Annotated in this window: 38 protein-coding genes; 6 read left to right on the top strand and 32 right to left on the bottom strand. The window is 36.9% G+C overall.

Features of this window, described 5'->3' with window-relative positions; translation table 11 throughout:
• Window positions 1-148 precede the first annotated feature (148 nt).
• The 7 genes from RK01_RS04735 to RK01_RS14000 all read right to left on the bottom strand — a co-directional run bounded on the left by RK01_RS04735 (window position 149) and on the right by RK01_RS14000 (window position 2,815).
• A complete protein-coding gene (locus RK01_RS04735; protein ID WP_016172140.1) occupies window positions 149-520 on the bottom strand; it encodes a hypothetical protein in 372 nt (123 codons plus the stop codon).
• Between the two features lie 110 nt (window positions 521-630).
• Window positions 631-1,206 carry a hypothetical protein gene (locus tag RK01_RS04740; protein WP_016172141.1) on the bottom strand — a complete coding sequence of 192 codons (576 nt, stop codon included), beginning with the start codon at window positions 1,204-1,206 and terminating at the stop codon, window positions 631-633.
• Between the two features lie 11 nt (window positions 1,207-1,217).
• Complete coding sequence (locus RK01_RS04745; protein ID WP_016172142.1) at window positions 1,218-1,625, bottom strand: hypothetical protein; 408 nt, start codon at window positions 1,623-1,625, stop codon at window positions 1,218-1,220.
• Entirely contained in the window at window positions 1,625-2,026 is a 402-nt protein-coding gene (locus tag RK01_RS04750) for a hypothetical protein (protein WP_016172143.1), read from the bottom strand. The genes RK01_RS04745 and RK01_RS04750 overlap by 1 nt, the downstream gene beginning before the upstream one ends.
• On the bottom strand, window positions 1,965-2,369 hold the full coding sequence (locus RK01_RS04755; RefSeq protein ID WP_244874951.1) for a head-tail adaptor protein: 405 nt from the start codon (window positions 2,367-2,369) through the stop codon (window positions 1,965-1,967). The genes RK01_RS04750 and RK01_RS04755 overlap by 62 nt, the downstream gene beginning before the upstream one ends.
• The gene (locus RK01_RS04760) at window positions 2,362-2,682 is read right to left on the bottom strand and encodes a hypothetical protein (RefSeq protein WP_016172145.1); all 321 of its coding nucleotides are present in this window, start codon (window positions 2,680-2,682) and stop codon (window positions 2,362-2,364) included. Before RK01_RS04760 ends, RK01_RS04755 begins: the two co-directional genes overlap by 8 nt.
• Before the next feature lie 4 nt (window positions 2,683-2,686).
• Window positions 2,687-2,815: a hypothetical protein gene (locus RK01_RS14000; RefSeq protein ID WP_276324657.1), complete on the bottom strand. Its 129-nt coding sequence runs from the start codon at window positions 2,813-2,815 to the stop codon at window positions 2,687-2,689.
• Here RK01_RS14000 and RK01_RS13900 point away from each other — a divergent pair.
• Window positions 2,805-3,017, top strand: a complete 213-nt coding sequence (locus RK01_RS13900) for a hypothetical protein (protein ID WP_244874952.1) — start codon at window positions 2,805-2,807, stop codon at window positions 3,015-3,017. The two genes, RK01_RS14000 and RK01_RS13900, sit on opposite strands and share 11 nt — an antisense overlap.
• On the opposite strand, the gene RK01_RS04770 is transcribed toward RK01_RS13900, so the two are convergent.
• The 22 genes from RK01_RS04770 to RK01_RS04870 all read right to left on the bottom strand — a co-directional run bounded on the left by RK01_RS04770 (window position 2,989) and on the right by RK01_RS04870 (window position 16,846).
• Window positions 2,989-4,110 (bottom strand): phage major capsid protein, encoded by a 1,122-nt coding sequence (locus tag RK01_RS04770; RefSeq protein ID WP_016172147.1) that lies wholly within the window; start codon window positions 4,108-4,110, stop codon window positions 2,989-2,991. The genes RK01_RS13900 and RK01_RS04770 overlap by 29 nt on opposite strands.
• Window positions 4,107-4,784, bottom strand: a complete 678-nt coding sequence (locus tag RK01_RS04775) for a head maturation protease, ClpP-related (RefSeq protein WP_211212153.1) — start codon at window positions 4,782-4,784, stop codon at window positions 4,107-4,109. Before RK01_RS04775 ends, RK01_RS04770 begins: the two co-directional genes overlap by 4 nt.
• Window positions 4,762-5,943, bottom strand: coding sequence for a phage portal protein (locus tag RK01_RS04780; protein ID WP_016172149.1), 1,182 nt, complete (start codon window positions 5,941-5,943; stop codon window positions 4,762-4,764). The genes RK01_RS04775 and RK01_RS04780 overlap by 23 nt, the downstream gene beginning before the upstream one ends.
• Window positions 5,944-5,962: 19 nt before the next feature.
• Complete coding sequence (locus tag RK01_RS04785; protein WP_016172150.1) at window positions 5,963-7,651, bottom strand: terminase TerL endonuclease subunit; 1,689 nt, start codon at window positions 7,649-7,651, stop codon at window positions 5,963-5,965.
• Window positions 7,629-7,943 (bottom strand): hypothetical protein, encoded by a 315-nt coding sequence (locus RK01_RS04790; protein ID WP_016172151.1) that lies wholly within the window; start codon window positions 7,941-7,943, stop codon window positions 7,629-7,631. Before RK01_RS04790 ends, RK01_RS04785 begins: the two co-directional genes overlap by 23 nt.
• 392 nt (window positions 7,944-8,335) lie before the next feature.
• On the bottom strand, window positions 8,336-8,680 hold the full coding sequence (locus RK01_RS04800; protein WP_034864499.1) for an HNH endonuclease: 345 nt from the start codon (window positions 8,678-8,680) through the stop codon (window positions 8,336-8,338).
• Between the two features lie 98 nt (window positions 8,681-8,778).
• Window positions 8,779-9,198: a hypothetical protein gene (locus RK01_RS04805; RefSeq protein ID WP_016172153.1), complete on the bottom strand. Its 420-nt coding sequence runs from the start codon at window positions 9,196-9,198 to the stop codon at window positions 8,779-8,781.
• A gap of 21 nt (window positions 9,199-9,219) precedes the next feature.
• Window positions 9,220-9,582, bottom strand: a complete 363-nt coding sequence (locus RK01_RS04810; RefSeq protein WP_016171574.1) for a hypothetical protein — start codon at window positions 9,580-9,582, stop codon at window positions 9,220-9,222.
• Window positions 9,583-9,713: 131 nt separating this feature from the next.
• On the bottom strand, window positions 9,714-10,133 hold the full coding sequence (locus RK01_RS04815) for a hypothetical protein (RefSeq protein ID WP_016172154.1): 420 nt from the start codon (window positions 10,131-10,133) through the stop codon (window positions 9,714-9,716).
• The gene (locus RK01_RS13690) at window positions 10,130-10,276 is read right to left on the bottom strand and encodes a hypothetical protein (RefSeq protein WP_016172155.1); all 147 of its coding nucleotides are present in this window, start codon (window positions 10,274-10,276) and stop codon (window positions 10,130-10,132) included. The genes RK01_RS04815 and RK01_RS13690 overlap by 4 nt, the downstream gene beginning before the upstream one ends.
• Window positions 10,273-10,440: a hypothetical protein gene (locus tag RK01_RS13695; RefSeq protein ID WP_016172156.1), complete on the bottom strand. Its 168-nt coding sequence runs from the start codon at window positions 10,438-10,440 to the stop codon at window positions 10,273-10,275. Before RK01_RS13695 ends, RK01_RS13690 begins: the two co-directional genes overlap by 4 nt.
• Window positions 10,437-10,997 carry a DUF1642 domain-containing protein gene (locus RK01_RS04820; RefSeq protein WP_016172157.1) on the bottom strand — a complete coding sequence of 187 codons (561 nt, stop codon included), beginning with the start codon at window positions 10,995-10,997 and terminating at the stop codon, window positions 10,437-10,439. Before RK01_RS04820 ends, RK01_RS13695 begins: the two co-directional genes overlap by 4 nt.
• Window positions 10,998-11,327: 330 nt before the next feature.
• Window positions 11,328-11,672: a hypothetical protein gene (locus RK01_RS04825; RefSeq protein ID WP_016172158.1), complete on the bottom strand. Its 345-nt coding sequence runs from the start codon at window positions 11,670-11,672 to the stop codon at window positions 11,328-11,330.
• Window positions 11,673-11,930, bottom strand: a complete 258-nt coding sequence (locus tag RK01_RS04830; protein WP_016172159.1) for a LexA family protein — start codon at window positions 11,928-11,930, stop codon at window positions 11,673-11,675. It lies immediately after the preceding gene.
• 10 nt (window positions 11,931-11,940) lie between these two features.
• Window positions 11,941-12,351: a RusA family crossover junction endodeoxyribonuclease gene (locus RK01_RS04835; RefSeq protein WP_016172160.1), complete on the bottom strand. Its 411-nt coding sequence runs from the start codon at window positions 12,349-12,351 to the stop codon at window positions 11,941-11,943.
• Window positions 12,344-13,180, bottom strand: coding sequence for a DnaD domain-containing protein (locus tag RK01_RS04840; protein WP_016172161.1), 837 nt, complete (start codon window positions 13,178-13,180; stop codon window positions 12,344-12,346). The genes RK01_RS04835 and RK01_RS04840 overlap by 8 nt, the downstream gene beginning before the upstream one ends.
• 55 nt (window positions 13,181-13,235) lie before the next feature.
• Complete coding sequence (locus RK01_RS04845; RefSeq protein ID WP_016172162.1) at window positions 13,236-14,270, bottom strand: exodeoxyribonuclease X C-terminal domain-containing protein; 1,035 nt, start codon at window positions 14,268-14,270, stop codon at window positions 13,236-13,238.
• Window positions 14,271-14,272: 2 nt separating this feature from the next.
• Window positions 14,273-15,232, bottom strand: coding sequence for a DUF1351 domain-containing protein (locus RK01_RS04850; RefSeq protein WP_016172163.1), 960 nt, complete (start codon window positions 15,230-15,232; stop codon window positions 14,273-14,275).
• A gap of 370 nt (window positions 15,233-15,602) precedes the next feature.
• A complete protein-coding gene (locus RK01_RS04860) occupies window positions 15,603-15,839 on the bottom strand; it encodes a helix-turn-helix domain-containing protein (RefSeq protein ID WP_016172165.1) in 237 nt (78 codons plus the stop codon).
• A gap of 2 nt (window positions 15,840-15,841) precedes the next feature.
• On the bottom strand, window positions 15,842-16,381 hold the full coding sequence (locus tag RK01_RS04865; protein WP_016172166.1) for a hypothetical protein: 540 nt from the start codon (window positions 16,379-16,381) through the stop codon (window positions 15,842-15,844).
• 85 nt (window positions 16,382-16,466) lie between these two features.
• A complete protein-coding gene (locus tag RK01_RS13700; RefSeq protein ID WP_016172167.1) occupies window positions 16,467-16,619 on the bottom strand; it encodes a hypothetical protein in 153 nt (50 codons plus the stop codon).
• Window positions 16,616-16,846 carry a helix-turn-helix transcriptional regulator gene (locus RK01_RS04870; protein ID WP_016172168.1) on the bottom strand — a complete coding sequence of 77 codons (231 nt, stop codon included), beginning with the start codon at window positions 16,844-16,846 and terminating at the stop codon, window positions 16,616-16,618. The genes RK01_RS13700 and RK01_RS04870 overlap by 4 nt, the downstream gene beginning before the upstream one ends.
• A gap of 139 nt (window positions 16,847-16,985) precedes the next feature.
• On the opposite strand from RK01_RS04870, the gene RK01_RS04875 reads away from it, so the two are divergent.
• The 4 genes from RK01_RS04875 to RK01_RS04890 all read left to right on the top strand — a co-directional run bounded on the left by RK01_RS04875 (window position 16,986) and on the right by RK01_RS04890 (window position 20,338).
• Window positions 16,986-17,654 (top strand): LexA family protein, encoded by a 669-nt coding sequence (locus RK01_RS04875; protein WP_016172169.1) that lies wholly within the window; start codon window positions 16,986-16,988, stop codon window positions 17,652-17,654.
• A gap of 30 nt (window positions 17,655-17,684) precedes the next feature.
• The gene (locus RK01_RS04880; RefSeq protein ID WP_016172170.1) at window positions 17,685-18,275 is read left to right on the top strand and encodes a hypothetical protein; all 591 of its coding nucleotides are present in this window, start codon (window positions 17,685-17,687) and stop codon (window positions 18,273-18,275) included.
• Between the two features lie 78 nt (window positions 18,276-18,353).
• On the top strand, window positions 18,354-19,025 hold the full coding sequence (locus RK01_RS04885) for a DUF4352 domain-containing protein (RefSeq protein ID WP_016172171.1): 672 nt from the start codon (window positions 18,354-18,356) through the stop codon (window positions 19,023-19,025).
• Window positions 19,026-19,189: 164 nt separating this feature from the next.
• Entirely contained in the window at window positions 19,190-20,338 is a 1,149-nt protein-coding gene (locus RK01_RS04890; protein ID WP_016172172.1) for a tyrosine-type recombinase/integrase, read from the top strand.
• Between the two features lie 568 nt (window positions 20,339-20,906).
• Here RK01_RS04890 and RK01_RS04895 read toward each other — a convergent pair.
• Window positions 20,907-22,220 carry an IS1380 family transposase gene (locus RK01_RS04895; protein WP_016171469.1) on the bottom strand — a complete coding sequence of 438 codons (1,314 nt, stop codon included), beginning with the start codon at window positions 22,218-22,220 and terminating at the stop codon, window positions 20,907-20,909.
• A 644-nt stretch (window positions 22,221-22,864) separates the two neighbouring features.
• On the opposite strand from RK01_RS04895, the gene RK01_RS04900 reads away from it, so the two are divergent.
• On the top strand, window positions 22,865-23,152 hold the full coding sequence (locus RK01_RS04900; RefSeq protein ID WP_016172173.1) for a hypothetical protein: 288 nt from the start codon (window positions 22,865-22,867) through the stop codon (window positions 23,150-23,152).
• Window positions 23,153-23,219: 67 nt separating this feature from the next.
• On the opposite strand, the gene RK01_RS04905 is transcribed toward RK01_RS04900, so the two are convergent.
• Both RK01_RS04905 and RK01_RS04910 read right to left on the bottom strand, forming a co-directional pair.
• On the bottom strand, window positions 23,220-23,954 hold the full coding sequence (locus RK01_RS04905) for an amino acid ABC transporter ATP-binding protein (RefSeq protein WP_016172174.1): 735 nt from the start codon (window positions 23,952-23,954) through the stop codon (window positions 23,220-23,222).
• A 24-nt stretch (window positions 23,955-23,978) separates the two neighbouring features.
• Complete coding sequence (locus RK01_RS04910; protein ID WP_016172175.1) at window positions 23,979-24,668, bottom strand: amino acid ABC transporter permease; 690 nt, start codon at window positions 24,666-24,668, stop codon at window positions 23,979-23,981.
• Window positions 24,669-24,682 lie beyond the last annotated feature (14 nt).

Here is a 24,682-nt window from a genome sequence, read left to right on the forward strand (position 1 = left end):
CAATTAGCGTATGATGATTTGTTTGATGCAATTTGAGAAATATCATCTAGAGGGAGATCACTCAAGACCAATTCATGCGGCAAATCAAAAATATCCGTAAAAAGGTTATACACATCCACCCAAGTCTCTATCTGAAGCTTGGGCATTTTTATTTTTTTTCATTTTTAACCGCAATCATTTTAGCTTGTCGATCAAACGTCTTTTGATAATCTTCGCGAGCTTTTTTAAACATCATCATGTTATAGAGTTGGGTCGCAGCGGCCATATCAAAGTCCCAGCGATCGATGAATTCGTAATAATCCATATAGTCGTTCATATTTGCCTGACGGTAAGCAATATATGCCGCTTTTGCACCCTGCACTACGGTGATATCCATTGACTTATCGCCAATGCTCAATTTAGCAAATTCGTTCGTGTCAAAATCACGATTGATCATCATTAATTTTTTTAAATTTAATTTTGGTTCGATACTGACAACTGTTCCATCGGTCAGTTCTAATTGATTCATTTCGTCATTCATCTTTTTTCCTCCAAAAAAGCCCACAAAAAAAATGTGGGCTTCAGTATTTTATGATAAATCTATTGTTGCCCCATCAGCAGTAGGCGTAACTGTTCCGACTACGACTGGGGCTATTGTTTTGACGCTTTGATTACATCTGCTGACAAATTAGACATCCATTGATCTGTAATGTCCGATTCTAATTCTGCAACGATTGCTTCGTGGTAAAACTTGTTGAATTCATCAGTCATTACCTTTGTTTCCATCTCAAGCGCTGCGACTTCATCCGCGCCATTTTCGATAGTAAAAGTCAAACCAGTGTTTGATGTGCAATTCAAAAATCCAAGAAGTTTTTCATTTTCTTCGAAATCATCCACGATTTCAGCAGAAAGAGCGAAGTCTTCACCAACGGAATCAGGACCATATGAATAGACACCAGGAACGATTCTTTCGTCTTGAGCTAATCCGTAAAATTTTCGATAAACCGCCACTGGAACATGAGCCGTAATAGTTACTGTCATAGCGATGGGTTTTGATTTTGATTTTACTTCTGTTGAACCACATTTTTTTACGATAGTTTGCATTTCAGTTTCGCCGGAGAGTTGACCGTTACAGTCCGTTGAAACTCCAGCATCTGAGCCTTTGAAATTAAAGGCAATTTTTTTAATTGACACGTTATCAAACATTTTCACAATTGTTGCTGCCATTTTGTTACCTCCTATTTACTGTTTAGTTCATCAAATCCTTTGATAAGTTCTGCAGTAATTGGATCTACCGCAATTTCTAAACCACGTTGCATAAAATCTTGTGGCATATTTCGTTGCGAAGTTCCAATACCTAAATCTGGATATTTGATGTATTCAAAGCTTTTCTTGGGTCTCACACGAAAACCAAGGTTAAAATATTGTACGTTAAGCGGTTTGCTACTTCTAGCATGCCGATGACCACGCCTTAAATCCTCATTGCTAATCGGGATTAAATTCGTAATTTTATCAACTGCTACTTGCCCACCGGTTTCTTTTAATACCTTGTTAATTACAGCCTCACTTTGAGAAGAATAATTTTGCATTTTTATTAGCAATGCATCTTGTCCTACAAGCGTTACTGCCCAGCGATTGTATGCCATCAGCAACCACTCCTAATGATTCGTTTGAACGAAAAAATCACCTGGTCGATAAACCGATCTTGGTTATCAAGCTTCAGGTGATTCACTTCCGTTCCATTAAATTTGAAAGTGGGAGAATGCAGTAATGTTAAAACGTCTAATTGGTCTCCTGTAAGGCTTTCTCGACCTTCTGAATAGAAAGTTACATACACGCTCTGAGAAACGCTGTACTTGCCATTCTCGCCCGATGGTGTGTCGAATCCGTCTTCTTCGATGATGAAATAGTTATAACTGTCTCCAAGTTCATCTTTTTCATCTTTTGACAAGAAATCCTGGACCACTTTAAGTTTAAAATGATCTTCAAGCTTCTTTTTGATCGTGATTGTCTGAGTCGTTAGACGTTTCTTTTCCTGTTCGTTCACTGTATTCACCCACCTTTTCCAAATACCAAAATGCAAAATAATTATCGGAGTCCACGTAGATCACATTGAATTGGTTTCCACCAATTACTGCAAAGTATTTATCATTGTTAAAGTCCCGACAAATTGGATGCATGGGGCTTTTAACCTTTTTAGCAATTCGAGAATCTAATGCCTGCATCGTTGTGATATCACTTTCCCGAATGCTCATGTTCCGGAATCTGACAGATGCTAGTTTCTCATCAGTGACACCAAGCTTTTTACCAGTATCACTTCGCAATGTCGTTTGCGTTTTGATAGTTAGGATACCATCGTTAAAAACTTCAGTTACTCGTTGATTAGACATTAACATCACCATTTTCTTCCCAATCCATCAACGCATATTTTTGAATGTATGCGAGAATCTCACTCGCAAAATTCTTTTCGAATTCATTCAACGCATTGTTCCAGTCATACCTACATCGCTCAATTAATAGCGTATGCTCGATATCGTAACCAGAAAATACTTCAATCGTCAGTTTTTGAGAGACTTTCGACTGAAGATAATTCATGGATTTTAGAATGATGATTTTAATCTGATCATCGTTATCTTTCCAAGTCACAAACAGATTATCTTTTACCTCTTCCAAAAGATTGTCTGAGATATCTTCAATCTTCATGCAATCACGCTCCTGGTAAAACGGTGAAACCAGGAACGTCTACGGCGGCAGATTCTTTACCATTTTCAACAGCAATAGCGACATAATCACCTGTGGCTACCACTGTATCTGCTGCAAGGCCGGTGATTGCCAAGGGAGATGCTCCCTCGACAACCAACGTGCCATCTTTCTTATTGATTTTGAACGTACGAGATGCGGCTTTCATTGTTTTAGTAGCTGCTTTAGCCATTCATATCATCCTTTCTCACGATAGTGCGACAGTTGCCCCATCCGCTGTCGGTGTTACACTTCCGACAGTTGGGGCTGTTATTTTGACGCAGGAGCCAAATTGGTAATATCTAAGACAACAAAACTATCATTGCGTTTTGGTTGGCCATTGGCATATTGTTTTGCTAAATAAACACGTTCATCTTCCACAAAATGGTATTCGTCAGAAGCCTCAATTTTTAAAGTAGAACCAATACCCATAAAATAATCGTCAGCAACACCAACAACAGCTTTTCCTTCTGGAACTGCGATAGATTGCATGTCAGATACTGGAACTGGCAATGTTTGAACATATTGTCCGTTATCAGCTAACACGGTCTTAGCAGGAAAGACTTTAGACCAATAATCAGTTGGGTTAACAATTAAGACAACGTCAGATGGATTTACTGTACGGTAAATTGGATCTGTCACATCCTCAATTGTAAATTTTGATAAACGTGCCATTAATCCGCCCATTGTCACAGCATCTAAAACGGTGATAGCTTCTGCTTCTTTTTCAGCATACTCACCATCTGTTTGTTTTGACATATCACGCATCATGCCAATTGGTTGATCTTTACCAGTACCATCAACAATTGCTTGCTCTAAAGCGATACGTAAAGATTCAACTAAAACCGTACGAACATATCGGTCAATCCATTCTGGACCCAAGTCTAACATTGCTTTACAAATTGGAATATAACCAGAAAGTTTGAACTGTTTCATGTTAACTACGTCAAAGCCATTGTCTAAAACTTTTTTAACAGCTTCACATAGCTTGCCCCACCAAGCAGGATTAACGCCACGAGACACAATCCATTCAGACACACTCGTTACATTGACAAAATTAATCTTCTGCAACAATGGATGAGATTGTTCCAAATCTTCAAATACACGTTCAAAAACAGTAGCTGGTACTAATTCTTCAACACCAGCAAAACCATCATTTTTTACGACCGCATTGTAGTATTTTGTTTCTTGACTCGTTAAAACTCGTTGCCCACGATTCATTAAAATAAGATTATCTTGATTCTGAGTCTGAGCATCTTTTAGAATTTTATTTTGGATTTCATTTGAAAAAGCAACCATTGCTTGGCCAAAATCCTCTTCATTTCCATTTTTAAATGCTTGCAATAATTGTTCACTAGAATCTGTAGCATTTTTTAAATTTTTTACAGTCATTTTTCGTCCTCTTTTCTAATTGTTTTTTGTAGAGCATTTGCAAAAGCTGCAAAGCGTTGTTCACGTTTTGCAAAGACTTCAGCAGTAATTTCAGCGGTTTCTTCTTCAAGTTCTTGTGGGTCTGTTTCTTTTACCTCATCTACAATTTCATCAACTAATCCGTATCGTAAAGCTGTTTCGGCATCCATAAATGTTTCATCAACTAATAATTTTTGTAGTTCATCATCAGTGCCATTGAAACGTTGTTTATAGGAGGCTTTTACAGATTTATCAATTGATTCCAATTGGTCGGCAATGCGGCGAAAATCATCCACATTTCCTTCTTCCCAGGTACTAGCACGGTGAATCATGAGTTGCGCATTGGAATAGATTTGGATAGTATCACCAGCCATTGCAATAATGGAAGCAGCAGAAGCGGCAATTCCGTTAATAATCACGTTAATTTTGGCGTTATTGGCTTTTAACAAATTACCAATCGCAATACCTTGAAAAACATCTCCACCGTTGGAATTAATCACAACATCAATTTCTTCTTTGTCACCTAAACCGTCCAACATTCGTTTAATCCCTTTATCTGTATTCCCTTCAAAGAACCAACTTGAGCCAATAAAACCTTGAATGTAAATTTGAGGTTTAGCTGTATCCTCATTTTTAACTGCTAGAAATGTTTTCATCGTTGTTGTCATTCACATCACCTCCCTTCAAGTCTGTTTCTTCCATATAGTTTTTGGTCATGTAGAGCTTGTCAGCAGCTGGATCATCGGCGCGATCAAATCCATTTCTTTCTCGTGCCTCGTTTGGCGTGGATTGCATAGACCGAATGGCGATATCGTTAGCAGTTACCAGGTCTTTGAAACTTGCAATTTTAATCATGGATGTATCAGCACGAATATAATCACCTCTTAAAAATTCTGCCGAACTATAAAGGTTCGCGTTAAAAGTGTCTTGAATAAGCTCTACCATAGGAATAATGCAGAACATCAAAAAAGCGTCCACTTGATCAGATAAACCGGACATATTGCCCTTAAAAAGGTTTATCGGAACATGGAACGCTATAGCAGCAAGTTCAAACACATCATCTATTAAATTTTTAATGTCTCGCGAATCAGGACGACTTGAATCCGAAATATCTTTCAGATCGTATCCTTCTTGCAATTGAAACACTGCACCAGCATTATCAGCTTCCATAAAAGTCTTAAACTGCGAAGTCATCATGTCATTAATCTTCTTTTGATTCCCGCCGTCTTGTGGTCGAAATAAATCGCCTTTCATAATATATCGTCTAGCATTTGACCGCTTGTAAATGTTCATTGCACTGGCGATAAGTTTTCCATAGCTGAGATAGAAGCTATCTACCAATTGGCGAATATTAGTGTCTGATAACCTAATCAAAAAGACATCTTCTTCGGAAAAAGATTTATCAAACATCAAATCGCCAATAATAACATTTGTGTAATAATCATATTTGATGGCGGATTCTACTACATTCCAACCATCAGCAATAAAAATCTCATCACTAAATGGTTCAGGAGACACAATTAAAACTTCGTTATAATAGATCAATCGCCGAATCAACTTTTTCCGAAACTCTGTCGCACTTTCTTTTTTGTTTGGGGCTACATTAAGTCGATAGTATAGTGAATTTCGAACACTCTTTTTTTTGGAGTACGTCTTAAACTCTACTTTTGACATAGCATTTGCAATTAAGTCAATACAGGTTTCAATTGCAAACTGTTTTACGGCCATGTCAGTCTGTAATTTGCAAAAGTGATCCTCTATAGTCTCTAGACTTCGACGTGTGAAAAAATTATAAGCTGTTGAAATTAATCCCAATATTTTTCACCTCCTCTCATTAAAAGACTAGCGGTTGAAACTCTCCAACATCCCCCGATGGGTTAATAATTTCAATTGGCTGTGAATCATAAATTTCATCCAAACAATTTAATCCATGCAAGAATGAGAAAAATCCATCTGTCTTTCTCGTTTCAGCATCAATCTTTTCATACCGAATATTGCCATTTCCAACATGTTCTTCATAAACATTCATGCAATACCAACGCATGATGGCATCATCGCCAAAATACAATTTCTGACTGATAAATAAATCATCAACAACTTCTTTCAAAATCCCATGAGTTGCTGATCCACTACGCACAATTTCCACTATAAAACCTACCTCTTCTAATGCGGGTTTCAAAATCTTCGCTCGAAACATATCCATGCAGATTTTCTTGATGTAGTAATGTTTGGCCTGTTCCAAAAACCAATTGACGATATATTCGGCTTCAATTCGCTTACCATGAACAATTTGAGCTTTCTTCTGTTCCAGAGCTAAATCAATGATTTCCTTTTTAATATTCTGGGTTTGAAGTGCTGATGCATGGATAAATGTATGCTGCTTGAAAAATGTATCACCACCGTATTTTCCGAGCAATCCAACACTGGCAAAATCTCGTCGGTCTGCAAAGTCGAGAGTTCCAATGACTTCATCCATTTTTTCCGGAAACTCTTTTTCCCTGGTATGAAGAACATCCTCATATGAAGCTACTGCAAAACGAGTATCTTCCATTGGTCGGTTCATTCGTTTAGTCATAAACGTTAGACGTACTTGTGAGCTACGTTGCATCTGAGCATATTCTTGAAACATTTTTTTCTTTAGGTAATCATTGTAATTGATTGATGGACAAGATTTTTCCCACAATTCTGGTGTATCTACCTCTTCATCGGAGTCCAATTTGCAAATAAATGGAAAAAGTCCTGAAAAGCTGACACCCTCTTTGTCTATGCCAAGTTCACCAGAAAAAATCATTTTGGCTTCTTCGATTAGGTCGTCTAGCGGACCTCCTCGGACATTTCCGTTTGTAGTGTCATAGAATTCTCTATAATCTTTTATTTTACCTCCACCAGAAGTTGCAACGTTCATCGTTTCATAATTCTCATTTTCATGGATTTCATCAAACCTATTTGCACCCGGACGTTTCCCATCTTTGGTTCTAGCGTTAGACGTATTGTATTTAAGACGGCTATTTGTTGCTTTGTTCTTGATAACCATATTCGTAGTATCAAAAACTTTCTTATCTAACTCCGGACTGCTTTTGACTACCTGTTGGACATCGATAAAGCTTGTCATTGCTTGGCTCTCATTATTAGCATAAATATCAATGTCATAATTCTTTATACCATGTTTTGCCGTCAGCATAAAAAAGTTATTCCAAGCTGCATAACCGGTCTTACCATTGCCTCGCCCCATCAGCGTCAAAAAGCGGTTAAAGACCAAGGTATCATCTTTTTTCCAGCGAAAACCATAGATAAAACATTGGATAAATTCTTCCCATGGGATCAATTTAAAAGGAAAATATTTGGCTGGTATGGTAATAGAATTTTCTACCATCTCAGAATCAAAGTAGATATCATTTCTAGAAAAAACTCGTTCTTCCAAATATCTCTTCAACTCTAATTGCTCTTTGCATGCTTGAACTTCCCCATTTTCAATAGCATTCAGCCATTTGCTAATAAACTTATAATTCCGGAACTGATTCATTTCCTCCGCTCACCACCTCAGGAGTGATGCCAAGTTTATCAAGCATGAGTCCCATTTGTTTATTAACCGATACCAATAGCGCCACCGAATCATTCTTTTTTCCATCAGGTAAACGAATTCCTTTTTCAGATATATCCGTCTCTAATAAAATTGCTGTTTCCCACAATTTTATGTAACGATCAATGTTATCTGTAAACGGCTCAATGCTAGTGTTTTGATTTTGCAATTGATCCAACAGTGATCGTCTTAACTTTTCTCGGTACCTATTTTTTGCTAACTCGTTCTTGAACAAACCATACACCTCCTCGCGTGATAAAGTTTTGAAAAATATTTTTTCCTGCTACCTTCTTCCGTTCGGAGCCCTTCCTACAAACGGCAAAATATTTTAAGGGGGGGCTTACCTTACCATCGGAATATTTTGATCTGCGTAATTAATATAAAAAATAATTTCTTCTTCAGAATATCCAAATACATTTTTGATACGATTGATGTTTTTTTCTTCTTGAATTGCTGACTTTACATCTAACAGTTTCATCTTGCTACAACAGTTAGGTGATAGCAGGTCTCTAATTGATACATACCTTAGATAGATTAATCGCACAATTGTTCGTTGTGTGTAGACTGAATATGTACTAATCTTTTCAAGGTCATACTCACGTCCATTGTCATTGAGTATCATTGGCTTCACCACCTTTCTGTTGGGTCGAAGTTCTTGAAACTATTCAGCTTCTTTTGTTTTTTCTCAGCTATTGTCATGTATCGTTCATGCACTTCATTATGATGATCAATACATAAGCAGATAAGATTGTCTAAAGTCAGTGCTAAGTCCGGCCTATCCTTCACTTCTTTTATATGATGGACATTCTCAACTTTGTGGTGCCGGCCAAGTGCTTTACACATTTGGCATTCATAATGATCCCGCTTCATTGCTCGCTGTCTTAGATGACGCCACTTAGCGCTGTCATAGAACACCTTGAGCCTATCTTCATGAATCAACTCAACCAGCCATTGATAATACTGTTTATCCAACTAAGACACCTCCAAAATAAAAAGACCACTCAACGAGTGATCTAATTTGATAATACTATTTTAGGCTATTGACAAGCGGAATAATACCGATTTTTTTCTCATTCTGGCAATATACCTCTTTTTCTTGCTAGGGTTTCTAATATTTTATATCTTTTACGATAAACACTACCTGTTGAACAGTGAACCCTATCTGCAATCTCTGTCCATCCCAGATAATCGCTATCTCCCCACATGTATTTATCAACTATTTCCTTTAATTCATCACTTAACGAATCGTACGCCTTGCTAATATCTGCATACAGTTTTGAATAGTAAATGTAACTTTTATTATCTTCTCGTTTAATTAAATCTGACAACGCTCTCTCTGTATGCGACTGTGTGCCTTTTATCCAAGAGTTTACATCTTCCGGCTTCCACTCTTTTGCTACAAGCGCCTCTGCTATTTTTGAAGGTATCTTCCGATATGAACGAAAGTCTTCTTCCAAACTTGCTAACTTTGTCTTGCTTAATTCTGCCAAACTGCCTGCCTCCTAAAATTTTTAAATAAACATCATTGCGATCGACCCAATTCCCCAAAATAGCAATGTGGCTATGATAGATACATACGCTTTTTGATTATTCTCGTACCCATCATTCTTATTTCCAATTTTGGCGGTCAGAAAGCTAACGAATACATCTAAGCCAAACGCTTGCCAGTAACTCAACGTCGCAAGGCCAAACGTTGGTACAATCAATCCATTCCACAGTTTCATCGCCACAAATCCGCCTAATGCGATAGAAAACACCATAAGTGCTAAACTCCATAGACAGCCCCACGATTTAACGGCGGCTTCTTTCGCTAGGTCAACCGTTTCTTTTTTTAGTTGTTCGTTTTCTCTTTCTAAATCTTTCAATTCGTCCATTTCCTTCCTCCCTCACTCGAATCGCCCGCCTATCGAACGGTAGAACGGACGATTTTAAGTTACTCTAAACGTTGATGCAATGCCGTTTGTCAGTTTGCAACCGGTGGAACCGTTAAGGATTGCTTAACAGTTCAACTGTTTCCATTTTGGCAAGAGTTCAAGCCCCATTCCGCAAACGCAGCGAGGACTTGGCACCATTCCACATCTGATAAGCTAGATGGAATCAGGTCTAATTCAACATTAGTTTCATAAAACCAATATAATGCTGCATGGATATTTCTGCGCCGCTGCGTTTCTTCCTTCAACCACTCCAACACGACCTGCTGATCGTCGGTGAGAGAGGGAGAGACAGGCTGTAATGATTCTGGAAATACCGGTATCCACTGTTCAATAGCGATATACTCCTCGTTGGCTTCAATCACGCCATTTAAAATATAAGCATCATTGTCAGAAATGATTGGAAACCCAGTAACATACCCATCACCTTGGTATTTAATTCCAATTTCTGCCATTTGATTTAAGCTCATCATGGACTTGCCTTGATATTTCATTCCGCTACCTCCCAATAAAACAAAACCCATCTATCCTTGGCTGTATAAACAATCTGCTGTATGTTATCAGGCCTAATCGAGCGCGCGGTCACATATCTAAATAAATCATGTTTGTCATCAAAAGACATATACTCAAATTTCATTCTGCCACCTCCTCGTACCAAGCTTCAAAAACGTGAGGGTCAGAGTATAAAGCGTTCACCGCTTCTTCCATTTCTGCTACAGTCTTATCATATTTCATAATGACATCTCGTAGAATTTTCCCCATAAACTTCTGACTGTATATTAATCGGTAATCTTTTTTCATACTTCCTCCACACTCCCCTCAACCAAGACGGCGACCGCCTCGGCTTTGGATTTGTCGGTGAACGTCATCCATAGCGGTTCTTCTGTCGTCCAAACAGGGATGATCGTATTGGTAACGAACGATTCTAAGCCGATATGGTCTTTGCTTTTAACCACCCACCGCTTCGGCTTGAGGGTGTATCCGTCTAAAATAGCTTTAAGAAGTGTGCGTCTATTTCCATAGCTGTTCGCCTTGTCATTAAACCAGCTTGCGAAAATGTATTCTGGGTCTGATATATATCCGCCACATACCGCAGATAAATTCCACCAATTAAATTTGCTAGAAAGTTCTTTGGCGTCGGGGTGATTTTCTAACCACTCCGCCACAAAATCAGGTACTTCCACCTTCTCGGCTTCTCCCATCTTCTCAACGGCTTGAATTGCAAGCGTATAACTATCAACTCGCGCTCGGTTCATCTTTTCGTATTTTTCGTTTTCCTTGTCGCGATAATACTCGAAATTGTCCAACGCCGTTTCACGTTTCTTCTCCAAAAATTCAATAACTTCTTTCTTGTTCATTTTTGCTCCTCCAAAATGATTATTTATAGAATATCCCACAAAATTCTGATAAAATTTGAGTATGCCTGGCGGAAAACAGGCATACTGTTCACTGTTGAGGTAGCCAGTGGTCGGCTGCCTCTAATTTTTTATGCGTAACCTTGTGTAATTGCATATTTTTGCCACTTGCCTTTACCATAATTATTGCACCGGTATATTTCTCCTCTTAATCCTCCATCAGCGACTACGTAAATCAAACCGTTAAACGATTGATATTTTTCATAAGCGTCGGTTAGAGTAAAAGTTCCTGTGGTTCCCACGCTCTAAATTTAGGTATCATCACTCAACCTCCTATCTCATTTTTTCGAACCGCAAGCCTTTGCTCTTGCCTTTTTGCATCACTCGATTTAGCCGTGTGTTGTAATAAATATTTTGAGCTGTCATATCAAAAGCCTTACCAGCTTCATGAGCGTTCTTAAAAATGGTAAACGTGCCGTCGGGATAATGGACTTTGATTTTCGCCATTAGAGTGGCATCACGAAGTTTTTTAGCTCGATCAATTTTTCTCTTTTCTTGTTTTCTAACTACGTGTCTCCGATTGTGTTTATCAACGATTATCATGATATTCTCATATTCTTTTTCTTTGAAAATCTCACCTCTAACAAGGTGATTATCGACAGTGATAAAGTTTCGCACCTAAATGCCCCCTTTTAACGTTTCAAGAAAATCAGCACCTTTTTCGGTGATTCGTAAAGCACGAGGCGACCTTGTTTGCTTCTCAATCAGTCCAGCACCAGCAAGGCGCTCCAAATGTGCGAATACAGTTGATGTTGAGGACAGATAAACTGCCTTTCCAATTTCACGAACTGATGGTGCCCATTTCTCTTTACGAATGTACTCGTCAATGAACTTCAAAATTTTAGTACTGGTGTTTTCGTCATGGGTTTTTGCCATGTCTTCCCTCCTAAAGCGGATCAATACTGATTTCTGTTCTCGGGTTCAAGCTATACACTTTGCGACAAACCATGACTGCTATTTGTCCGTCATCTTTGTATAGCACCCCGTTTAACGCATCTGTCACAGCCTTGAAATAATTATCAATGTCAGGCTTTTTCTCGCAAAACATCATTTCTTGTCGCAATGATTCAGCGTTCTTTTTAACTTTCGCAATATACTGCGGCGGTTGAATATAAAAGCACACATCAAGCGCTACTGCTCCTTTTTCAATTGTCAAAGGTCTTTTTGCTAAAACATGATAGCGAACAGCTTTCTTGTATGCTGTCATTTCAGGCTTTTCATAAGCTCGCTTTTGACGGCTATTAAATCGAGGGCGCGACTGCGGAATAGGTGGAATCGGAATCGTGTATTTAGTCATTAAACATCTTCTCCAATTCCGCCATTTCAGCACGTTGCTCTGGCGATAATTTGCTTTGCTTTTGTGCATTCCAATCTGGCATTTCTTCGATTTTTTGAGGTACGTGCTGATACCGAGGAGATTTAGCTTTTGATGTCCGTTCTTTAAAAGCGTTGTTGGATTCAACAGCTTTTTCTAGCGTATCTATCCCTTTAGAACTCCATGTCTCCACAATCTTTGATACATAGGCATTTAGTCCTCTTAATTCAACTTTATTTTCTAAAGCTACTCGAAAGGCAAATAACGTCATAGGTGCTCCGATAGTTTTAATCCAGTTAACGATGGAACCTTGAAGTAACCCTCTTGGTTGTTCACGCCAATTTTGCTGAACAAATTCAAAAATGCCTATATCATCATCTATTATTTCTTTTAGTTTAGTTTTGTTTTGTTTATTTAATGTGCTACTGTTTTGTACACCATCTTGTATACTAGCTTGTAAACTATCTTGTTTACTGTTTTGTACACCATCTTGTATACTAGCTTGTAAACTATCTGACGTAGTGGAGTTATTGAGCACAATTATTTTGTAAGAGGTAGCTTTCGTTCCGTTGCTTTTAAATTCGATTAACCCTTCCTGTTTTAATACGTTTCTGGCCTTATTGATGCCTTGACGAGATAAACCACATAGGGCTTCAAGCGAGAGATTGGCCGCAGTAAACCACTCTACCCATGCGCATTTATTGTTTATGTGCATCAGTGCGTGCCATAAAGCAATTTGCCCACTGGATAACGGATTTGAAAGCAATCGATCATTAAACGCTTGAACTTGGCGGATATAATTAATTCGCAACTAGATACCTCCTCTCTTTCGTATTTTAAGAGGGAGAAAATCTCCCTCAAATTTATTAATCGTCAAATGGTAATGTACCTGTATAAGGTTCACTTTCAAATGGCGGCTCCATATCATCAAATAAAGCTTCTTGACCTACGTCTTCTTTTGGTACTTGATCTTGTAAAAATTTCATGAAGCGATTAGCTTGATCTTTTGAATAATTTTTATAGTTTTCGAGTTTATTCTTAGATAGATACTCTTCTATGCCAATTCCATTTGCGTTAGTTACAACATCAAGCATTAAATCAATTTCAGCTAATTGGTCGTTTGTCATTGGCTCATTTTTCTTATCGTTTGTTTTTTTAATTTCTTTTTTGGCGTCTGACTTTAAAAGCAACATAGCCGCATGTTTTAAAGGCTCTTCCTTAGCATTTTCAGACAACCATTTCACGTACGAACGATCTGTTTTGAATATTTCTCCTAATGTTCTTCCTTTATTTTTTCCAAAAGTGACCTTCATTGATGAAGCTCCGTTATTATCCATTGTTTCCATAGTTTCTTTTTGGAGGAGTTCTTTCATATCTTCGACATCTTGCGTAAAAACGTTTGATAATGAGCCGACAGTTAATGCCGCATCAACTTGCGCTCGCTTCTTAGCCATTTTTAGAACTGTATTTACTAATGTGTATGGATCTTGATAATCTCCCGTCCATACTTTTTTATGTTCTTCTTCGCTCCATTCATTCAAACGGTAGCGGTTCTCTTTTGTATTTGCACTCCCAAATCCTTCTGTAACTAATTGACCATTTTTTAAAAGGGATGATTTTACAGTATATGCGAAAAATCCATTTGTATAATCTTCCACCTTGTCAACAATTTCATATTCGCTTGTTAAACCCATCAGCATTAATATTTTTTCAGCTCCAGGTTTAAGTAAAGTGGGTTTTTGTGTACCAGGTATCGTGCCAAAATCTTGTTCTGCTCTTAATGTTTTTTGAACTACAATTTGAAAATTATCGATAGCTTGCAATTGACGTGATACTTGCTCCATATCAGCGTTCATAATTAAATCCATCGATGAACTTTGTGGTGCTAATTCATTAGCCATTTTTATTTCGCAACCTTTCTATATGAGATATTATTTTTTTTCATAAAATTATTCATAGCCATCAGCGCTTGAGGAGTTCCTGATATTTCTAAAATAAAGGTCATTGTGTTTGGAATAACTTCATCTTGAAGATCAGCAACTACCTCTCCAGTTTCCAAGTCAACAACCGTTTTTCTTATCATTTTTTGTTTCTCTTTTTCAACTATTTTAATGGCCGCTTCATACTCTTCTTTAGCAATCCGTAACCGTTCTTGTTCTGCTTTATCAGCTTCTTTTTGTTCTACTGCTTTCTTAATTTTTTTGATTACATCTGCTGACGAAAAGGATTGATCAATTAAGCTTTCCCATGCGTAAGGCTCTAGGCCTGATAATTCAGCAAACTCTCTAACAGTTTTTTTATCATCATTTATTCTCTTTTTTTCTAATGAAATGTAGCCAAGTTTGTTGTGTATTGTTTCAATTGTTTTTTTAGTTGGTTCGCCTTTTCCGTTTTTTGTAAATGCAGCTTGTGTGAACAATGACGTTTCAATCTCCAAGTCCTGAATATCATTTTCCGTGAGATCATGCGCTTCTAACATTTCAGCAATCAATTCATTAATTTTTTGTTTACGTATGTGTGTTTGTGTTGATTCATAATCAGCAATCCCATCTTTAATTCCATCGTTGACGCTGTCTATTTGCTTTACGTACCCTTTAATTTTTGTCTCAAAAACTTTTAATGGCTCATTGTATTCCTTTTTTACAGCCTTACGCTGATCTTCTAACATTTTTTGGTAATTGTTTAATTCAGTTCGAGTTTTTTTAGCTTCTGCTATGTTTTTTTCTGTAAAGACCAAAGAACCATATTTTTTAACAACTTCGTCAACAAGCTTTTTCAAGTAATCTTCATTCTTAATCTCGATTGTGCTTGGCTTGTAATCTACTTCAAATTTAATTTCCGGAACCACTATTTCATTCGTCATTCTCTTCATCCTCGCTTTCGTGTTCTTCATCTGGTAACTAAGAATGATTTATATTAGTAAAAATGCAATTGTCAGGATCAGACAGCGCTTTGTCATAATCAAACATTGTTCTCATTCTCCCTTCGTGTTAAAATAGGGCAAAGATATTTTTCACGAATATCAATTGCATGTAGGCTATCGTTGACTTTGGTTGGTTGGTCGGTAGCCTATTTTTTTATGTCTGCGACTATAAACTAGATCATCGTATTCACTAAAAAACCATAGATAATACGTTACCGCTGGTATGAATAGAAATCTCATATCAATATATGCGATTACCAGCATAATTATCGGCATCAAGAAGAATACGATTGCGTTTAGTTGTTTCATGCTATGCCTCCTTCAATAATTCGATGGGATCAACACCCAGTCCCTTAGCTAATTTCTCTACTGTGTTTAATTCCACCTGAAAATTTCCATCCCATCCAGACTTAATTCTGCTTATCGTATTTGCGGAAACGCCGCTTTTTTCTGCAAGTTCAATATTTTTAATAGGTCTGTTTTTATTCATTAAAACTCGAAGATTTCCCGATAAACGAAAAGTTAAACTAGTAGTTTGTTTTTTCATGATTAATCCCCCTTTCCAAAATATCCCGCCTGTTGCCAGTCCTTCATAAATATTTCGAGCAAGTCGCGTATAGACATATTTTGAATATCACACAACGCATTTAAATATTGAATATTAGCGAATACTGCTTCTGCTTGTTCTTTGGAAAACCGTAATAGTAAATCGAAATCTTTTGATTCCAATTTTTGAACTCTTTTCAATAAAACCCTTTGAGCTAGCGCTTTAGCTTCATCACGTTCATTTTCTTCAAGCTCTCTTAAATCGTCCGAGGCTGATAAATCTCTACGATAAAGGTCTCCATCCATCGGTCTAAATACGCCAAAAAATTGATAAATAATGCTCATCGTTAGTTCTGTATCATTTGCATATTCAGCTAATCTAACGCTATTTTCAGGCGTTACAGGTGCTGGTCTATCTTTCGTCCAATCTGTTGGCGTTTGTCTTGAAACGCTTAACGCTTGGGATAATTCTTTTTTGCTTACTTCACTTTTGACTAACCAATTGATAATCGGTTCTCTTAAAACTTGGGAAACTGTTTTCATATCTAATCCTCCTGTTCTTCTGATTACTTCCAATTTTTTTCAGATTATATTTCTGACATACTATGTTTAGAAAAAGTTTCCTCTTTCAGATGAAAGCTGCTTCATCTAGTTCTCGTTGTAAGTCTTTACCAACCTCCTCGACTAATCTATCCAATTGATCGTCGCTAGCGCATTTGATGATATGCACCAGACGAGGCCGTGCATCGAGTATTAAGTTGATTTTTTCTTGCTTGGTCATTTTACTACCTCCTTACTATTTAACTCATTTTTGTAGTTAAACGCCCCAAAAAAAATCTCCTCTTTGGGAATCCCGAATATATCGCCAATATGTTGCATTTGGCTAGGCTTCGGTGTTGTTCTACCGATTTCCCAAGAGCTAACCGTCTTTTGGGATACATTTAGTTTTCCTGCAAGAACTTCTTGGGATATACCTTTTCTTTCTCGGATTTCTTTCAACTTATTCATTTGATCACCTCGTTTACTAGCTTATGTAGTAATAATATACTACTTTTTGTAGTATGTCAATATTTTTTACTACATTTTTTTGTACACAGTTTTATCTACTACACATTGTAGTATACTAATATTTATGAGGAGGGATTCAATGTTTCCGACGAGATTAAGAGAACTAAGAAAAGGGAAAAACCTCACACAGAAAGAATTAGCTAAAATTCTACGAGTTTCTCAACAAACAATTGGCAGCTGGGAAGTAGGACGAGCTGAACCTAATACAGACGTAATAAATTCTATAGCTGATTTTTTTAATGTATCTGGAGATTACTTATTGGGCCGTTCTGAGTTGAGAAAACCAGAAAATATTCCTAACAACACAGTTGTTATAGGTGGCATGATTCCAGAAGACAATTCAATCCCTGTTCTTGGACGGATTGCGGCTTCTGCTCCTGCTGGTTTAGTTAGTGACTATGAAGGTGAGATATTTATCCAACCTTCTACCATTAAAAGGTATGGTAAAAATGATTTATTTGCTCTCAAGATTTTGGGTGATAGCATGAACCGAATCATCCCTGACGGCGCAATTGCTGTCGTACATCGGACTTGCGAATGGGAAAGCGGAGATATTTGTGCCGTAACGATCAACGGCGATGATGCTACTTTAAAGCAGGTCACGAAGACGGACAAGGGAATTAAGTTTACTCCCCTATCCTTCTCTAAATTCCACGCACCTTGGGAATATATCAAGGATGAAGATGAAGTAGACGTTTGCATCTTGGGGACGTTTTTATATGGCGTAATACCGACTGATAAAATGTAAAAATGAACGTAATGTTAGGGAGGTTTTTTAATGGTTGACTGGGGAAAACTAAAGGAAAAAGCACTAGATGTAACAAAACAAGCTAGCGAAAAAGGAGTGGAATCATTTAAGGAATGGAAAAATGATCCTGACCGTTTGGAGCAAAAGGAAGAAAAAAAAGCTCAAAAAGTCGCTGATAAAGAATTTGCTAAAGAAGCTAAGAACCATTTCATTGAATCAGACAATCTAATTTTTAATGATCTAACTGGTGAATGGTCAATTAAGAAACGAAAAAACAGCGATTTTCATCAGTCAGACTTACTGGCTTTTGAATTGATGACAAACGATAAAACCATAACAAAAGGCGGAGTATCAGTTGGTCGCGCGGCGGTCGGCAATCTTTTAATTGGGCCAGCAGGGCTCGTGCTTGGCGGACTAACTGGCCAAAAGAAAACTGTGACTACTGTTTCTCAAGTGCGATTGCAAATTAAGGTTAAAAATTCTAAGAATAAAATTGAAAATGTAGATATCTGGTATCACGTCGGTTCAAAAATAAAAACAGATAGTGCAGTCTACTCAGCAATTATCGATAAAGCCTCAAATGATATGATTCTGCTTAACAAGATATCTGGAAATAGTTGATGTACAGTTTTTTTTGGCGACAGTGCTACCTGCCATTAAGTGGGAGTAAAAAAAGAAAAGTCTGGGAGGTTTTTTGGTATGGCAAAGAAAAAAGTAACTGGGGAAGATGGAAAAACTTATGTAATGAAGGAGAAAAAACCATTCTATAAGAAAGTTTGGTTTTGGATTCTAGTAGTCATAGTTGTTGCTGGTATCGGTGGCGCTCTTGGTAGCGGCAATGATGAAAACAATGCTGTCAAAGAAGCAAATAGTTCTTCCAATGTAGCAGACTCAAATAAACAAGAAACAAAAGAAAGTACTAAAGCTAATGAAGCTCCTAAGGAAGAAAAAGTATATAAAATCGGTGATAAAGTTCCTGTTGGCACTGTTGAGTATGTAATTAATAGCAAAGAAGTAAAAGATCAAGTAGGCGGTGAATATACCGCTCAAAATGCTAAGGCTAAATATCTCGTACTCGACGTAACTATCACAAATAACGGCGATAAGGCCATTACAATTGCAGATGATTTTTTCAAATTGTACAAAGGTAAAACCGAGTTCAAAACTGATTCATCTGCATCAATTGCAGCTAATCAAGAATCCGGCAGTACCGGTCTAGATTTTTTCTATCAAGAATTGAATCCAGAAAGCAGTTTGACTGGTAAAGTTGTTTTTGACGTGAATGAAGAAACAATCAACGATCCATCTACACAAATACAAGTCCAAACTGGTGTTTGGGGAACTGAAACAGAGCGTATTAATTTAAATTAAAAAATAAAGATTAGGCTTCGGCCTTTTCTTTTTACCCACAAAACGAACATACATTCGTATTTCAAGGTGAGAAATCAGAAATATTTGGAATCAGAATACAATTATCTACCCTTTTAACAGTTATTTCTGATTGAATCTAATTTTTTCAGAACGGAGGAATTTAAATGGCAGAACCTAAAAAATTACCTAGCGGGAAATGGCAAATACGTTTCCGCTATAAAGACCCAATCACAAATGTTTGGAAGAACAAAATGATTACGGATACGACTAAAAAAGCAGTCAACGCTCAATATGCTGATTTTTTGGTTAGACTGAATAAAGGGAGCCTTCAAACAAAAGTTAGTTTGCTTGATTTTTTTGATGAATACGTTGAGACGTTCAAAAAAGGAAAAGTTTCAAAAATCACCTTGAACAAGTATGAAACAACTCGTAAATCTCTAAAACGATTTTTTGGTGAAAAGCAGACTGTTGCTGGTATAACCAAATTGTCCTATCAAAAATTTTTGAATTGGTTGGCAAATGAAGGCGGCCATCGTGGTGGACCTTTATCAAAGGTCACAGTTCAAAATCGGCATGACATCGTAAAATCTGTTTTTCTAGAAGCTTTAGATATGGGGTTAATCTCAACTAATCCATGCAGAAGAGCAAAAATTTCTGGTGATGAAGCATTTCACGATAAAGAAAAGACTATGAGTAGAGAGAACACTAAAAAGTTCCGGTCTGTCCTGCTCTCAAGACCGGATTCCACAGGGAAATATTTTGTTTTAACTCAGCTATATACGGGGTGTCGCTATCAAGAGATAGCAGCCCTGCTTTGGGACGATCTAAATGAAGAAAATGGAACGATTGCTATACGTAGAGCATATCAATATCAAGAAGAAGAACGAGGACTTGGAAAGACGAAAACACCATACAGTATTAGAGACGTTGACGTTCCCTCTTCCTTATTTCGTGAATTGAGGAAATACAAGGCTATTCAAAATGAGAGAATGCTACTCGGAAAACTAAAAAATCCAAGAGGACTAGTCTTTGTCAACGACCGCAATACTTGGCCTATCACAAACGATTATGTGAATAAATATATTGAAGAAACCTGCCAACTAGCAGATGTTCCACGTATCACTTCTCACGCTTTCCGTCATGCTAAAATTGATGCGATGATTTTAGCCGAAGCTGACCCAATTTATATTAAATCACAAGTCGGACACAAGAATATTGCGCAATCCTATGATTATGCAACCGCTACTCAAGAAAATCGACAAAAGAATAAAGAAAAGGTTCTTGATTTCATGAAAGGTATAGAGGCAAAATAAAAAATATTTTTGGGGTGTTATTTTTTAGTAATTAAGCCAATTACCCACAAATTACCCAAAATTTATTTTCATTACAAAACAAGATTACACATTGTGTTTGGTATATAGCCATTTTGATGTGTAATCAAACGTGTTGAAATGTAGGCTCGATTCTCGTCACCCGCTTCAATTATAGAGCCACAAACCTTATTATAATAGGGTTTGTGGTCTTTTTTTATTTCGATTACACAAAAATTACACAAAGTTTTTCGATTTAGGGTTTTCTCTTAGATGATTGCTCTGTTTCCATTACAAAGTATGTCTCTTATGTAAGTGGACTATTAAAAAGTTAATTGTAAAAAAATTTACTATATTTTACTATCCTGAATAATTCATACTTTTTATAAACTACCAAATTTTATAATTATCTGTTTAGTTTTATGCTCAATGGTTCTTTTTCTCAAAAATATTTTTCTAAAGGGTTTAATTTATTTTTGCTAACTGATTAAGTTCAAGAAAGACCTCATTTTGGGCGCACTCATCCTATCGAATGGTTAACGAATTTTTTTGAATGGCGCAATAAACGCAACTAACACTGCAGTACCTGAATGTTTTGTAGAATCCGATAAAATAACTTCTGGTAAACATGGTAACTACTTAATTTCAAGTATTGTCTTCTTCCGGAATGAACTATCTTTCCAGCAATTTTAAAGAGAAATAAGCGAATAGTAGAAACCTGATACCCTTTCGTTTCATTGGTAAAACACAATGTTCGCATGAAGTTCACGATATTGTAAGCCAATAGGCTTACGATCATACGAGCATGATTTTCTATAAAACGTGGGCTATCTGTTTTATCCAAGTAAAAGCCGTTTTTTGCTTCCTTAATGTAATTTTCCATCGTTCCTCTTTTTGAATACGTTTGGAAAACCATTTCTGGAGAGACGTCTTTTGAAAAATTGGTAATGATGAATTCATGTCTAAAAAGCAATTCACTAGCTTCTCTGGTTGATTTTATGCAGATCCTTCTGGATTTTCCCCACGACTTTGCTTGATAAGTGGCGTTATAGTAATGAACTTCTTTCTTACTCCAATCGTGATGATCCTTAATGGTAACGAATTGCTCAGCGATTCTGTACAGATTACGATTGGATTTCAAACGGATAGTATACAAACTATCGTACTCTTCACAAAGTTCATACAAATCAGGCATTGCGAATCCACTATCTGCACGTACCATAATAGTGCTTACTGGTGTCACAGAGTGATAATGCTCAAATAATGGACGAGTAAATGCTGCGACGCCTTTTGAGGTGTAGACATTTCCAGAACGAAGTTCTGCTTTAAGAAAGTCTCCGGTAAGACCATCAAAGGCAACGAGTGGATGATAACCGGTTGTCTGGTAATGCGCATTATAATCGGTCATTTCTTGGTTTCCAAAGGTATCACTGTGAGTAGAATCTAAATCGAAAATCATTTCGTTCGTATTTCGAATCGTACGTGCTTTATCAATCAAAATCTGGTTAACCTTTTGTAGTTGGACGATATTTTCTGTTGACATCCGATCCCAAAAGCGAGAAATGGATGACTGTGAAGCCAACCGCTTTTTGCTTAAAACAGCTTGAAAGATAGGATCCGTTGCTAATATATTGGCTGAAGAATCTGTAGGATAGCCTGCAATCAACTGCAAGATGATTTGTTCCAGAATAGATTCATTTTCATGAACATGATACAGTCGGTCATCTTGAATCTGGATGTTTTTACATAAGATTTGGCTAAACTCAAATTTGTTCATGAACTCTTTTGCTAATATTAAGCCGGAATCTGAGGACAAATTTCCACCAGAGTGAGATACTGTAACATTTGAATTGAAAAGTAGACGATTTTCGTGTAAAGTTGCCATTGAGAGAACCCCTTTCTTTGGTTAGGTTTAGTCACTTTAACCATAGCAGATTGGGGTTCTTTTTGTACACCCAAAGGGTGCGAATAAACGAAACAAAATAGACTGTTATAACAAGGTTTTTGAAGCGTTTTTGAAAACTATGAATTATTCAGGACTATTCAACTATTCAATCTTTTTCAGCCAGAATAATCACAAAATACTAGTACAAAATTATTTTAGGTAGAGCAAGGTGATAGAAAAACTAAAAAGGAAATGGATAACTTGTGCACGATATTATTGTCATTGTAGGTATTTTTGTTGTAATTGGTTCTACTGCATGGGTAAAGAGTTTGCCAAGAAAAATGGTTAAAAGAAAAATTGATGTTAAAAATAATCCAAAGAGGCCTTAATTTTCTCATAATTTAAAAAAATTCCAAGCGCCGTCGCAAGTAATTTTATTTAGAAATAAGCAGTTTTTTTACAAGATATAAAATTACATTTATATAGTAATTTATAGTAATTTTTACGAGGTTATCCTCTCCGCAAAGCACAAGCCTTATTTCAGTCAAAAAAATGAAAATATGCTAAAATTATTGAAAGCGATATTTTTGAACTTAGAGTCATATTTGTTACTTTTATTTAAAACTATTAAGGAGTTTATACAGATGGAAATTTTAGGAAATCAAGCTGCTTTTTTAGCAGACTACAAAAAAATTGTCAAAACTGGCGATATGTCTGATGAAATGATTATTGATAAGGTTGTAGGAGAATTGCCTACTGCTCCCAATTTTCAAATCATCGCAGATAACAATGAAACGAAATTAGGACAACGAATTTGTTTTCCTTTTAAACAAGAAGTCACCGCTACTGACCCAGATGGCGTGATTACTACGCGCTATATTTATATCGGTTCACCTTTTGAGCTGGATACTAAAGCAGACGAACAGCCTTAAAATAAAAACGTGTAAAACTGTAAGACCATGATATTTTTGTCACAGTCTTTTCAGTTTTACACGTTTTTTAAGCGAGAACCTTTGATAAGAAGCTAATGGTACGTGGATGTTTGGGCTGATCAAAAATAGCAGTCGGTGTTCCTTCTTCCATAATAATTCCTTCATCCATAAATAAAACACGATCTGCTACCTCTTTGGCAAAGCCCATTTCGTGGGTGACAATTACCATGGTCATACCTTCTTTGGCTAAATCTTGCATGACCTGCAAAACCTCGCCTACCATTTCGGGATCAAGAGCAGAAGTCGGTTCATCAAATAGCATCACATCAGGTTGCATAGCCAGTGCACGGGCAATCGCAATCCGTTGTTTTTGTCCGCCAGATAAAGATTGCGGATAAGCAGTAGCCTTGTCCGCTAAACCAACTTGTACTAACAATTTCTCTGCAATTTTTTCTGCCTCTGAATTGGAAATATTTTTCACTTTTCTAGGGGCTAATGTGATATTGGCTAACACATTCATATTGGGAAACAAATTAAAGTTTTGAAAAACCATGCCCATTTTCTCTCGCATATGATAAAGATCGTTTTTTGCATCTGTAATATTTTGTTCTTCAAAAAAGATTTGTCCCTCAGTTGGTGTTTCAAGTAAATTTAAACAACGTAAAAATGTACTTTTACCTGAACCAGATGGGCCAATAACTACGACCAACTCACCTTTTTTGATTTGGGTATCAATTCCTTTTAATACATCATTATTTTTGAAAGATTTATGCAAATCTTTGACATCAATTAAAATAGACATTTTTATCGCTCCTTCAAATTTTACTTATCGACTGTAACCAACACCCATCTTTTGTTCCCACCAAGCCAAAAGACGCCCAGTGGAAAAGGTAATCACAAAATAAATAGCTGCAGCGACAAAGTAAGGCTCCAAAGGAATATAAGAATTGGTAATAACAATTTGGGCTGTATTCATTAATTCGTAAATGCCAATAGTAGATAGTAAAGATGAATCTTTAATCAAAATAATAAATTCATTTCCCATCGGTGGTAGAATATTTCGTAAGGCTTGGGGAAAGATAACATAACGCATTGCCTGCATTGGCTTTAATCCCAGCGACCCTGCTGCTTCTTTTTGACCAGCATCAACAGATTGAATTCCACCACGAACAATTTCAGCTACATAGGCACCTGAATTTAAAGAGATGACGATAAGTCCGGGAATAAGACGGGTGAAATCCAACTTTAAAATCCCAATATCAATCGTTGGAGCTGAGAATGTCCCTTGTAACAATACAAAACCAATCATAATTTGGATTAACATTGGCGTACAACGAAAAATTTCAATATAAATATTGGCTACCCACCTTAAAGGAGCGATGGGACTAAGTTTTGCCAGTGCCATCAAAATTCCAATGATGGTGCCAATAATAATAGTCACTACTGAAATAATTAAAGTTATAATGGTGCCATATAAAAAATATGGATAATATTCAGCTAAAAAAGAAAAGTCCATTTTTATTCCCCATT

This window comes from Enterococcus dispar ATCC 51266 (assembly GCF_000406945.1).
Classification (GTDB): Bacteria; Bacillota; Bacilli; order Lactobacillales; family Enterococcaceae; genus Enterococcus_C; species Enterococcus_C dispar.

What these genes read in the sequence shown, in the direction of transcription:
- RK01_RS04735 (WP_016172140.1), bottom strand. Translation starts at nt 520, where the DNA reads ATGAATGACGAAATGAATCAATTAGAACTGACCGATGGAACAGTTGTC.
- RK01_RS04785 (WP_016172150.1), bottom strand. Translation starts at nt 7,651, where the DNA reads ATGAATCAGTTCCGGAATTATAAGTTTATTAGCAAATGGCTGAATGCT.
- RK01_RS04740 (WP_016172141.1), bottom strand. Translation starts at nt 1,206, where the DNA reads ATGGCAGCAACAATTGTGAAAATGTTTGATAACGTGTCAATTAAAAAA.
- RK01_RS04895 (WP_016171469.1), bottom strand. Translation starts at nt 22,220, where the DNA reads ATGGCAACTTTACACGAAAATCGTCTACTTTTCAATTCAAATGTTACA.
- RK01_RS13700 (WP_016172167.1), bottom strand. Translation starts at nt 16,619, where the DNA reads ATGACCAAGCAAGAAAAAATCAACTTAATACTCGATGCACGGCCTCGT.
- RK01_RS04905 (WP_016172174.1), bottom strand. Translation starts at nt 23,954, where the DNA reads ATGTCTATTTTAATTGATGTCAAAGATTTGCATAAATCTTTCAAAAAT.
- RK01_RS04865 (WP_016172166.1), bottom strand. Translation starts at nt 16,381, where the DNA reads ATGAAAACAGTTTCCCAAGTTTTAAGAGAACCGATTATCAATTGGTTA.
- RK01_RS04830 (WP_016172159.1), bottom strand. Translation starts at nt 11,930, where the DNA reads ATGGCAAAAACCCATGACGAAAACACCAGTACTAAAATTTTGAAGTTC.
- RK01_RS04820 (WP_016172157.1), bottom strand. Translation starts at nt 10,997, where the DNA reads ATGAACAAGAAAGAAGTTATTGAATTTTTGGAGAAGAAACGTGAAACG.
- RK01_RS04760 (WP_016172145.1), bottom strand. Translation starts at nt 2,682, where the DNA reads ATGAAGATTGAAGATATCTCAGACAATCTTTTGGAAGAGGTAAAAGAT.
- RK01_RS04755 (WP_244874951.1), bottom strand. Translation starts at nt 2,369, where the DNA reads ATGTCTAATCAACGAGTAACTGAAGTTTTTAACGATGGTATCCTAACT.
- RK01_RS04860 (WP_016172165.1), bottom strand. Translation starts at nt 15,839, where the DNA reads ATGAAAAAACAAACTACTAGTTTAACTTTTCGTTTATCGGGAAATCTT.
- RK01_RS04775 (WP_211212153.1), bottom strand. Translation starts at nt 4,784, where the DNA reads ATGAAAACATTTCTAGCAGTTAAAAATGAGGATACAGCTAAACCTCAA.
- RK01_RS04810 (WP_016171574.1), bottom strand. Translation starts at nt 9,582, where the DNA reads ATGGACGAATTGAAAGATTTAGAAAGAGAAAACGAACAACTAAAAAAA.
- RK01_RS04885 (WP_016172171.1), top strand. Translation starts at nt 18,354, where the DNA reads ATGGCAAAGAAAAAAGTAACTGGGGAAGATGGAAAAACTTATGTAATG.
- RK01_RS04875 (WP_016172169.1), top strand. Translation starts at nt 16,986, where the DNA reads ATGTTTCCGACGAGATTAAGAGAACTAAGAAAAGGGAAAAACCTCACA.
- RK01_RS04850 (WP_016172163.1), bottom strand. Translation starts at nt 15,232, where the DNA reads ATGACGAATGAAATAGTGGTTCCGGAAATTAAATTTGAAGTAGATTAC.
- RK01_RS04870 (WP_016172168.1), bottom strand. Translation starts at nt 16,846, where the DNA reads ATGAATAAGTTGAAAGAAATCCGAGAAAGAAAAGGTATATCCCAAGAA.
- RK01_RS04900 (WP_016172173.1), top strand. Translation starts at nt 22,865, where the DNA reads ATGGAAATTTTAGGAAATCAAGCTGCTTTTTTAGCAGACTACAAAAAA.
- RK01_RS04835 (WP_016172160.1), bottom strand. Translation starts at nt 12,351, where the DNA reads ATGACTAAATACACGATTCCGATTCCACCTATTCCGCAGTCGCGCCCT.
- RK01_RS04880 (WP_016172170.1), top strand. Translation starts at nt 17,685, where the DNA reads ATGGTTGACTGGGGAAAACTAAAGGAAAAAGCACTAGATGTAACAAAA.
- RK01_RS13690 (WP_016172155.1), bottom strand. Translation starts at nt 10,276, where the DNA reads ATGAAATTTGAGTATATGTCTTTTGATGACAAACATGATTTATTTAGA.
- RK01_RS04745 (WP_016172142.1), bottom strand. Translation starts at nt 1,625, where the DNA reads ATGGCATACAATCGCTGGGCAGTAACGCTTGTAGGACAAGATGCATTG.
- RK01_RS13695 (WP_016172156.1), bottom strand. Translation starts at nt 10,440, where the DNA reads ATGAAAAAAGATTACCGATTAATATACAGTCAGAAGTTTATGGGGAAA.
- RK01_RS04910 (WP_016172175.1), bottom strand. Translation starts at nt 24,668, where the DNA reads ATGGACTTTTCTTTTTTAGCTGAATATTATCCATATTTTTTATATGGC.
- RK01_RS04770 (WP_016172147.1), bottom strand. Translation starts at nt 4,110, where the DNA reads ATGACTGTAAAAAATTTAAAAAATGCTACAGATTCTAGTGAACAATTA.
- RK01_RS04815 (WP_016172154.1), bottom strand. Translation starts at nt 10,133, where the DNA reads ATGAAATATCAAGGCAAGTCCATGATGAGCTTAAATCAAATGGCAGAA.
- RK01_RS04845 (WP_016172162.1), bottom strand. Translation starts at nt 14,270, where the DNA reads ATGGCTAATGAATTAGCACCACAAAGTTCATCGATGGATTTAATTATG.
- RK01_RS04890 (WP_016172172.1), top strand. Translation starts at nt 19,190, where the DNA reads ATGGCAGAACCTAAAAAATTACCTAGCGGGAAATGGCAAATACGTTTC.